This is a genomic window from Nostoc sp. DedQUE02 (assembly GCF_034531035.1).
Lineage (GTDB): Bacteria > Cyanobacteriota > Cyanobacteriia > Cyanobacteriales > Nostocaceae > Nostoc.
This window is the reverse complement of the sequence record NZ_JAVRBY020000122.1, coordinates 1-7897: the sequence shown is the minus strand read 5'-3', so window position 1 is coordinate 7897 and position 7897 is coordinate 1. Positions and strand designations below refer to the sequence as shown.

Sequence of the window (7897 nt, the reverse complement as noted above, 5' to 3'; positions counted from 1 at the left end):
GTTATTTTTGCGGTCTGACTTCAGTTCTGTATTTTACTGGCTATATTGCCCCTTTCTTAATTCCCTACCCTTGAAAGGCCCCTCTGCTCCCCTGCTCCCTGCTCCCTACCCCTCTGCTCCCCTACTCCCCACTTCACTGCTGTTCCACTTTCAGAGTGTAATCGTGCTTGAACCCAGGATTAAATGTACCTACCCAAATCCGATAAGTACCACGTTTCCAGTCGTGATCGCTAACGCTAGCATCTTTACTTTTGCCAGTATCATCGCCGCAACGAATCATAGTATTATCTGGGCCTTGGATAAGTAAAGTTGTGTCGGTGTTGTTGCTATCGACTTGGATTGTTAACTGGGAAAAGTCCTTTTCCAAAACCATAATATGATCTGGCTTGGGATCGGCAAAGCCAATACAGGCTTTTTGATCGCGATCGCGGTTACTTATGGCGGACAATGAGTAAGAACCACCTGTAAACCCCTGCACTGTTCCTTGTGCTGAATCAAAGTTTGCTGATAAGTTGAAAGTACCAAAGTTCGCTGTCTCTGCTATTGCAGGGGTAGCTGTAATGGCGGTAAGTATAGCCAACAACCAACCGCCGCGAAACTGAAGTCGGGGGCAACAGTCTTTCATAGTAGCCCTCCAACAGGCCTTTAAATTAGTAGTTATATATACATATTCTAATGAAAAAATTCCAGTAAAATTTCAGTTACTTGTGCCACAATCAAATGTGCCACAAGTAATAACTTTGAAGGCAGGCAGGTAATTGCTAGGTTGTATCTTGATCTAGACAGCAGCTACAATTTTGCAATTAATGATTTAGATGTAATTACCTTTTTTGGACTAGACAACTTCAGCTAACGTATTTAGTTTATTACGCCAATATTGTGGTTTAATTTGAACAATAACTCGACAGTTTCCGCTCAAGCTGTACGTAAACGTTCAATATCCTTAATTGGCGGCGCACCGAACATACGGGAATATTCACGGCTGAACTGTGAGGGACTTTCATAACCCACCTGATAGGCAGCATTGGCGGCATCGGAGTTTTCGGCAAGCATCAAGCGACGCGCTTCTAATAGTCTTAATTGCTTTTGATATTGAAGCGGACTCATTGATGTTACTTCCTTAAAATGGTGATGGAAAGATGAAGGAGACATACTAGCTTGCCCAGCTAGCTCCTCAATCCGCATCGGTTTTGTAAAATCAGCCTTGATAAGTTTTATCACCTCGGCAATGCGCTGCATGTTGCTACCGGATGTGGCAATCTGGCGGACAGCTTCACCTTGTTCACCGATTAAAAGGCGATAATACATTTCGCGGATAATCATCGGCGCTAGTATGGGGATATCTTGTGGCGTATCTAAAAGCCGCGTCAGTCTTAAGGCACAATCGATCAACGGTGCATCAACGTTACTTACAAACAAGCCTCTGACAGAGTTTTCTTTCTTAGGCGTAGCTGGCCTAATTTGGGCAATAATGTCACAGAGTTGCCGTGCGTCTAAATTCAGCTTGAATCCTAAATAGGGCTTGTCTGGCGTGGCCTCTATAACAAATCCACTGAGCGGTAAATCAACCGAGACAACAAGATATTGAGCCGCACCATAACGATAAGTTTCCTCACCCAATAAAGCTTCTTTTTTACCCTGAACGACGATGCCAAGAATAGGTTCATAAACACAGTGTAATGCGGTAGAAGTAGAAGATTCCCGCATAAATTCCAGTTTATTTATATCTGTTTTGTGGACACCGTTCCCCTTGCCGTCGGTGTGCCTCTTTAATAATGCTGCCAGTTCTTTACACTCATTGACAGCCGCGCCATGCTTCAGTATTTCAATTGCCATACTGGCTTCCTGAGTGATTTAATCATTTTTCTTTGATGATTGTAAAACATCTTTGCTACTCAGAAAATCTTGTTTTGGAGAATTAGGCAATAAAACGCGAGTTTTGTGCATTTAAAACTCTTGATTACAGACATATTATGAACACATCGAATAAAGCAGTCAAAAGATAAGGCAATGACGAAAGACAAAACAAACGTAGAAAACAAAGTTGTTATCATCACTGGAGCCAGTAGCGGAATTGGTGAAGCTACAGCCAAATTGCTAGCTAAAAATGGCGCAAAAGTTGTTTTAGGCGCACGACGCACGGAAAAACTGGAAAAAATTGTTGAGGATATCCACAAGGAAGGCGGCACAGCAGAATTCAAGGCGGTGGATGTCGCTAATCGTGAGGATATGAAAAAGTTCATTCACTTTGCTCTAGACAAGTTTGGCCGTGTTGATGTCATCTATAACAACGCAGGTGTTATGCCCCTTTCCCCGATGAACGCCCTGAAAGTTGAGGAGTGGGATACCATGATTAATGTAAACATCCACGGCGTGTTGAATGGCATTGCTGCGGGTTTGCCTATAATGGAAGCGCAAGGCGGCGGTCAGTTTATCAATACTGCTTCTATCGGCGCACATGTGGTGGTGCCTACCGGTGCGGTTTATTGCGCGACAAAATATGCCGTTTGGGCCATATCCGAAGGGCTGCGTCAGGAATCGAAAAATATCCGCGTGACAACAATATCCCCTGGTGTCGTTGAGACTGAACTCGGCTCTGATATCACGGATGATTCTGCAAAAGGCGCTTTGAAAGAATTTCGCAAAATCGCACTGACTCCAGATGCGATCGCAAGAGCCGTCTTGTATGCGGTGTCCCAGCCAGATGATGTCGATATCAATGAAGTAATTGTCCGCCCCACAGCAAGCGCATTCTAATTTTGAGAAGAAGCGGCGCTAGGAAAACTACTAGGAGATATCAAGGTAGGCGTTACTGCCTACCTTGACTCTATTTTTTGTCATTCTCCAAAGAATATGTAGGCGGCCGCCTCGTCACAGACACCTTAGAAAAACGAATTATTTATGGAGTTTGAAGAAAACGCCACCTTTGAGCGATCGCGTGTCAGTTCCATAACTACTGACTGTGAGCGATCGCAGGTTGTTAAAAAATGGTTTACCTAAAACTTCCACTAATTTGAGAATCGGTACTTGACGCTCTAACAAATTCTGGCTCTTTGTCCAGTCGAGATATACATAACCTTGGTTTGGTAGGGGAATTGCAGCGATACTATCTTTGAAATTAGGATTGTCAATTATCGAATTATCCTTGGTTGTGAGAATTTCATCGATCGTCTCCAAGTCAGAGGTGAAAATTTCGTAATTTCCTAAAGCTGTATGCAATCCCCGCACTTTTGCTTCAATGCTGAAAGATTCTCCTTCTTTGACATCACTTTTTTTTGTTGCTGTGGTTAACTCTGTCCAAGCAGAGATTTTTTGCTTGGACAGAGTTAAGAAATTAATACTGAGTCCATTGGCTGAGGCGATCGCATCTAATCGAGCCACACCTTTTTCCACATCCTCAGATTTTTCTACTACAAAAATCCAATGAGGAGTTGTTTGCTCTTTCCCAGGTAACAATGCTATGGCATATTCTCCTTGTACCCAACTGAAAATATCCTCTGGTAAATTTATACCCCAGCGTTTTTGAACATCTGCCAAAGGTTTTGCTAATCGAGAAACCACATCTTCTTCAGAACCATATATAGTTGCTGTTGCTTGTTTCCAGAGTTTGGCTAAATCACTGTCAGCCAAATTACTCAAATTCGAGCCGGAAATTGCTAAACCTGCGGATGCTGGAACATACTGCAATGCTCCCACAGGTTTAGATAACGGTGCAGATGGAAGGACAATTTCTGATGAAGTCAAAATGCTGGTTTCTGCCAGCAATCCTTTAGGATTCAACACTAAAGATATGATTTGACTGTTATAAAGTTGTTCTGGTAACTCTAACCCTTGCCATTTTGCGACGATGGGAAGATTCAAGAAAGCTACAGCTAATCCCCCTTTGAGTCGTTCTTTGGTAGCTTTTTGGTATTCGGGTGAGCTAGTTAAATTCAGATCCGGCGCTTGGACGTTATTGATAGCATCTCTTAGTACTTTCGGATCGTTGGCAAACAACACAAAGTTTTCACCGACAACAGCACCAGCAAGCAAGTCTTGTTCTGGCTGGGAATTGTCAGAAATCAGTTTTACACCTTTATATTGTTCAACAGCTAAGGTTGCACCAGCTAAGGCTCGTTTAGAAAACAACAATTCGACAAACTCGCGGCTTTTCTCTGGTTGCTTGGTTGCTAATGCTAACAGATATCCTGGCTGCTGTCCGTTTTCTGGATCGCGATCGATATCTAAGGTGGTAATAGCTAATGTAATCTCGTCCCCTAACCAGGGTTGAATGTCTTGTTTGTAATCTATGCCACTCTTGGCGAATAAACTGGTTTTGAGTTTAGATAATTCTTCTTCGCGCTCCAACGCCTGCAAACGGTCAGGATTGGTCAATAATGAAACCATTGCAGGAGAAAGTTTCGACACGAATATGGCTGCACCAGGCCCAGAGCTAGAAGCAATGAGGTTAGCCGGACTTTTAGCGAAAAACCAGTAAAAGCCTGCGATCGCAATTACTAGCAGGGCGATCGCCCCAGCGACGATAAAACCGATAAATGAACGTTGCCTATTCACATTAAACCTATTAAAAAAGACGATTTACAGCCATTTAAGCAGAAAGCCTAGCAGAATTAATCAACCCTCTTGAGAATGGATACTCATGCAAAGGCAAAGATTTTCTGCCACCATAAATAGGATTAGGACTGTTTATCGGGAATTCTTTTAGTCAACCCATGAACCAAATTAGTGTAGAAGAACTGGCGCAACGTCTTTCTTCTAGTGATGTAAGTATTCAGCTAGTAGATGTGCGTGAACCAGAAGAATTGGCGATCGCTAGCATTGAGGGCTTTGTTAACCTACCTTTAAGTCAATTTGCCGAATGGGGAGATCAAGTACCTACCCTCTTCAATCCCGAAGCCGAAACCCTGGTATTATGCCACCACGGCATCCGCTCTGCCCAAATGTGCCAGTGGTTGATTGCTCAAGGTTTTACAAATGTGCAAAATATTTCGGGTGGTATTGATGCCTATTCCCAATTAGTAGACCCTTCAATTCCGCAGTATTAGCTTCTGCTCGGATACATCATTCAGATGGAACTTACTCTTCCATCTAACTTTTGCTATGCTAAAGATAGAAGTAGATCGATTTAGAGGCTTGCCGGAAAGTTTGAAATTTGGGCATCAAGTACATCTGCACAAAAATGTTGGATTGCTCTAAATTACAGTTCGGTAGTAGCCCCTGAAGAAAATACGTATCTAATAATACTGTTGCAAGCAGAAATTTATGCAAAAGTACGGTTAGAAAAAAGCATCGCAAGGGTACATTATAACTAGCAGCTTTTGCAAAAAAATTGAGCTGCTAGTTCAACCCTAATCTTAAAAAATGCTTTGTACATAAACTTTAAAAATACTTATCATAATATAATTATATAATTTGATACCTTAATAAATTATTAATATTTTCTGTTTTCGATTAAATCCCCAAATTTCTTGAGAGTTTGATTAAAATTTGCCTTCAGCAAAACATACCATAATGGAAGTTCAGTTAACAAATCGACAACAGCATATACTTTGGGCAACGGTACGTCACTACATTGCTACGGCAGAGCCAGTTGGTTCAAAGGCTTTGGTTGAGGAGTACGACCTGGGTGTAAGCTCGGCGACAATTCGTAATGTCATGGGTGTTTTAGAAAAATCTGGATTGCTCTACCAACCACATACTTCTGCTGGACGTGTACCTTCAGATTCAGGCTATCGCATTTATGTTGACCAGCTAATTACGCCTTCTCTGCGTTCGCGCAGCGTGTCGCAAACAGACGCTACGCGTAGCTTGCTTCCACAAAGTGGTACGGAAACTTTAGGGCGAGAAGTAGAGATGGCATTGCAAAAGCAGCTACAGTGGCAAGATCGAAGTTTAGAAACCCTACTGCAAGGAGCCGCGCAGATTTTAGCAACCTTGAGTGGTTGCATTAGCTTGATTACTATGCCGCAAACGACTACAGCGCTATTGCGACATCTGCAATTAGTGCAAATTGAAGCTGGGCGGATCATGCTGATTGTGGTGACTGATGGTTACGAGACACATTCCAAATTGATGGATTTGTCGCCAACACCAGAAGAAACACAACGAGATTCAGAAGTAATCGATCGCGAGTTACAGATTGTTTCTAACTTTTTGAATACCCACTTGCGGGGGCGAAGTCTGTTGGAATTAGCTAACCTCAACTGGAGCGAACTAGATCAAGAATTCCAACGCTACGGGGAATTTTTGAAAAACTCAGTTGCCGAATTGACTCGTCGCACTCTTGCACCGACTACAACCCAAATTATGGTTCGGGGTGTATCAGAAGTTTTGCGCCAGCCAGAATTTTCCCAGTTACAGCAAGTACAAACAATTATCCACCTGTTGGAAGAAGAACAAGACCAACTGTGGCGATTAATATTTGAGGAACCAGAACCAGAGGATGGTGGTAAACCAAAGGTAACGGTTCGTATTGGCGCAGAAAATCCATTAGAACCGATACGCACCTGCACCTTGATTTCTTCTAACTATCGCCGAGGTTCGATACCCGTAGGAAGTGTGGGAGTTTTGGGGCCAACGCGCCTAGATTATGAAAGTGCGATCGCAGTAGTAGCGTCTGCTGCCGATTATCTCTCAGAAGCTTTCAGTTATTTCAATCCTTAATTAGCGGTTAATCTTTAGGAACAAGCCGCTACGCCTTTAGGCGAGCAAACAATACCATAGCAAGCAGATAGCCGGATTTGTAACGGCAAAATCAATAATTAATACTACTTAAATCTTTCATGCTTAGAAAAATTGCCTTTGGTCTACTGTGGCTGGGATTTGTTGTCTATGCTTTTTTCCTCGCGCCTCCTGAGCAACCTGGTACATTCGAGTTAATTAAAAACCTTTCTATTGGGCAGTGGCAAGGCATAAACCCGTTAGTCATAGCACTATTTAACCTCATGGGCATCTGGCCTCTTATTTACAGCGCAGTAGTCTTTATTGATGGTAGAGGACAAAAAATACCTGCTTGGCTGTTTGCTACTGTCTCTTTCGGAGTTGGTGCTTTTGCCTTGTTGCCGTACTTAGCCTTTAGAGAACCAAATAATCAGTTTGTCGGTAAAAAGAATATCTTGCTCAAATTACTAGATTCTCGTGTAACTGGTTTCGTATTGACAGTAGCCACAGTTATTCTAGTTACCTACGGTATAAGAGGTGGAGATTGGGGCAATTTTGTGCAAGAGTGGCAAACTAACCGCTTCATCCATGTGATGAGTTTAGATTTTTGCTTACTCTGTCTATTATTTCCCGCATTGCTGGGGGATGATATGGCGCGTCGCGGTTGGAAAAATCCGCAGTTGTTCTGGTTAATAGCCTTGATACCGCTATTTGGGCCATTGGTTTATTTATCTGTGCGTCCACCTTTACAAGAGGTGGGTATAGAGTCCATATCCAAGCAGCCAGCAACGAATTGAAGAATAAAGTGCATTTTTCACAATCCAAAATCGTTCGACTGAGCGTAGCCCACTCCTTTGGAGAAGCAAGCTACGCGTAGCGTTTTGCAGGAAAGTCTAAAATACAAAGTGATATCACCCAAATTCCCCGGTTTTTCAAAGGTTTGGGGATTTTCTGTGGGTGCGTAAATCCCAAGAGAAAATTTTTTCTGAAAGTACTTTACAAAACGCAATAAATTCTTTAAGATGTGTAACAGGTAGTCAAACCTACCTAATTCATCTGCAAATAATCGCATTCATAAAACAATGACAACAACCTTACAACAGCGCCAAAGCGCCAATGTATGGGATCGATTCTGCGAATGGATCACCAGCACCAACAACCGGATCTACATCGGTTGGTTCGGCGTAATCATGATTCCGACCTTGCTAGCCGCCACCGCTTGCTTCGTAATCGCCTT

Annotated in this window: 7 protein-coding genes and 1 pseudogene; 5 read left to right on the top strand and 3 right to left on the bottom strand. The window is 42.7% G+C overall.

Annotated features, from left to right (window positions below; translation table 11 throughout):
• Positions 1-133: 133 nt before the first annotated feature.
• On the bottom strand, positions 134-625 hold the full coding sequence (locus RMX98_RS35790; RefSeq protein ID WP_322676154.1) for a hypothetical protein: 492 nt from the start codon (positions 623-625) through the stop codon (positions 134-136).
• A 290-nt stretch (positions 626-915) separates the two neighbouring features.
• The gene (locus tag RMX98_RS35785; RefSeq protein WP_322676153.1) at positions 916-1836 is read right to left on the bottom strand and encodes an AraC family transcriptional regulator; all 921 of its coding nucleotides are present in this window, start codon (positions 1834-1836) and stop codon (positions 916-918) included.
• Positions 1837-2010: 174 nt separating this feature from the next.
• Between RMX98_RS35785 and RMX98_RS35780 the strand changes: the two genes are divergently transcribed.
• On the top strand, positions 2011-2757 hold the full coding sequence (locus tag RMX98_RS35780) for an SDR family oxidoreductase (protein ID WP_322676152.1): 747 nt from the start codon (positions 2011-2013) through the stop codon (positions 2755-2757).
• 138 nt (positions 2758-2895) lie between these two features.
• Here RMX98_RS35780 and RMX98_RS35775 read toward each other — a convergent pair whose 3' ends face one another.
• A complete protein-coding gene (locus RMX98_RS35775) occupies positions 2896-4554 on the bottom strand; it encodes a DUF3352 domain-containing protein (RefSeq protein ID WP_322676151.1) in 1659 nt (552 codons plus the stop codon).
• Positions 4555-4712: 158 nt separating this feature from the next.
• On the opposite strand from RMX98_RS35775, the gene RMX98_RS35770 reads away from it, so the two are divergent.
• From RMX98_RS35770 to RMX98_RS35755, 4 genes and pseudogenes are all read left to right on the top strand, one after another.
• A complete protein-coding gene (locus RMX98_RS35770; protein WP_194044571.1) occupies positions 4713-5045 on the top strand; it encodes a rhodanese-like domain-containing protein in 333 nt (110 codons plus the stop codon).
• Positions 5046-5511: 466 nt separating this feature from the next.
• Entirely contained in the window at positions 5512-6663 is a 1152-nt protein-coding gene (locus RMX98_RS35765; protein ID WP_322676150.1) for a heat-inducible transcriptional repressor HrcA, read from the top strand.
• A gap of 119 nt (positions 6664-6782) precedes the next feature.
• Entirely contained in the window at positions 6783-7457 is a 675-nt protein-coding gene (locus RMX98_RS35760; RefSeq protein ID WP_322676149.1) for a DUF2834 domain-containing protein, read from the top strand.
• Between the two features lie 285 nt (positions 7458-7742).
• A pseudogene (locus RMX98_RS35755) lies at positions 7743-7897 on the top strand (photosystem II q(b) protein); the annotation flags it as partial.

Excerpts from the sequence above, each read along its gene's own strand:
- RMX98_RS35790 (WP_322676154.1), bottom strand. The coding sequence starts at position 625 with ATGAAAGACTGTTGCCCCCGACTTCAGTTTCGCGGCGGTTGGTTGTTG.
- RMX98_RS35785 (WP_322676153.1), bottom strand. The coding sequence starts at position 1,836 with ATGGCAATTGAAATACTGAAGCATGGCGCGGCTGTCAATGAGTGTAAA.
- RMX98_RS35780 (WP_322676152.1), top strand. The coding sequence starts at position 2,011 with ATGACGAAAGACAAAACAAACGTAGAAAACAAAGTTGTTATCATCACT.
- RMX98_RS35770 (WP_194044571.1), top strand. The coding sequence starts at position 4,713 with ATGAACCAAATTAGTGTAGAAGAACTGGCGCAACGTCTTTCTTCTAGT.
- RMX98_RS35765 (WP_322676150.1), top strand. The coding sequence starts at position 5,512 with ATGGAAGTTCAGTTAACAAATCGACAACAGCATATACTTTGGGCAACG.
- RMX98_RS35760 (WP_322676149.1), top strand. The coding sequence starts at position 6,783 with ATGCTTAGAAAAATTGCCTTTGGTCTACTGTGGCTGGGATTTGTTGTC.